The organism is Pseudomonas sp. FG98 (assembly GCF_057808595.1).
Genome location: NZ_JBMDIJ010000179.1, coordinates 1 through 1,196, shown reverse-complemented (window position 1 = coordinate 1,196; position 1,196 = coordinate 1). Strand labels below are relative to the sequence as shown.

The 1,196-nt window shown below is 56.4% G+C and carries 1 protein-coding gene; it reads left to right on the top strand.

The window, feature by feature from the left end:
- Positions 1 to 63 precede the first annotated feature (63 nt).
- Positions 64 to 1,196, top strand: a protein-coding gene (locus tag ACODSK_RS32620; RefSeq protein WP_489022274.1) for an IS3 family transposase whose coding sequence is annotated in 2 segments (ribosomal slippage) — positions 64 to 319 and positions 319 to 1,196 — 1,134 coding nt annotated over the 2 segments. Because the reading frame shifts where the segments join, the coding sequence is not laid out codon by codon here. This gene is flagged as partial in the annotation.

The window sequence follows — 1,196 nt, the reverse complement described above, 5'->3', positions numbered from 1 at the left end:
TGCGCTGGTCTAATGACCCCGGACACCTCAATGGGTGAAAATCCCCCCACTGAGGAGTACCCGATGAGCCGTAAGTACAGAAAGTTCGACACCGAGTTCAAGCTCGAGGTCTGCAAGATGATTGTTGACCAAGGCATGAGTGTGAACTCGGTTTGCCTTGACATGAACCTGAACGACACCGCCGTGCGCCGCTGGGTTGCCCAGTACAAGGCCGAGCAGTTGGGCGGGCCAGGGATAGGAAAACCGTTGACCGGCGAGCAGCAGCGAATCCGCCAGCTTGAGCAGCAGATCCGTGAGTTGAAGATGGACAACGACATCCTAAAAAAAGCTACGGCCTTCTTTGCCCGCGAATTGAAGTGATCCACCAACTGGTTCGCCAATTACAAAGCAAGGCCTGCCCGGTGACACGCATTTGCCGGGTGCTGCGGATCAGTCGCTCGGGCTTCTATGAGGCCCGACAGCGGCAAAGCAAACCCAAGCCAGCTTGCCCCGTGGCAATCAAACTCAAAGCTGCGTTCGTGTCATCTGGGGACTGTTATGGCAGCCGTCGATTGGTGGGCGCGCTGCGCCAGGAAGGTATGTTCGTCGGCCGTTTCAAGGTGCGACGTTTGATGAAACGCTACGATTTACGGCCGGCCTGGAAGCGCAAGTTTGTTCATACCACCAACAGCAAGCATGACTTGCCAGTGGCCGAAAATCTGCTGAACCGCGAGTTCATGCCCAAGGGCATCAACCAGTCCTGGGTCGCAGACATCACTTACATCCGCACTCGCAGTGGATGGGTTTATCTGGCGGCGGTCATGGATCTGTTCTCACGCAAGATCGTAGGCTGGTCCATGGCGCCTCACATGCGTGCTGAGCTGGTATGCAGCGCCATGCAACTGGCGATTGCCCAAAGACAGCCAGCGCCGGGCCTGATTGCCCATTCGGACCGTGGCAGCCAGTACGCTGGGGCCGACTATCAAGACTTGCTCAAGCGTCACGGTGTGCGCTGTAGCATGAGCAGGAAGGCCAATTGCTGGGATAACGCAGTAATGGAGCGCTTCTTTCTGAACCTGAAAATGGAGAGGACCTGGAGGAAAGACTACGCCAACCACGGCGAAGCCATCAGGGATGTCACGGATTACATCGTGAAGTTTTACAACCAGGATCGACTGCACTCGACCCTGGGCTATCTACCGCCCAACCAATACGAG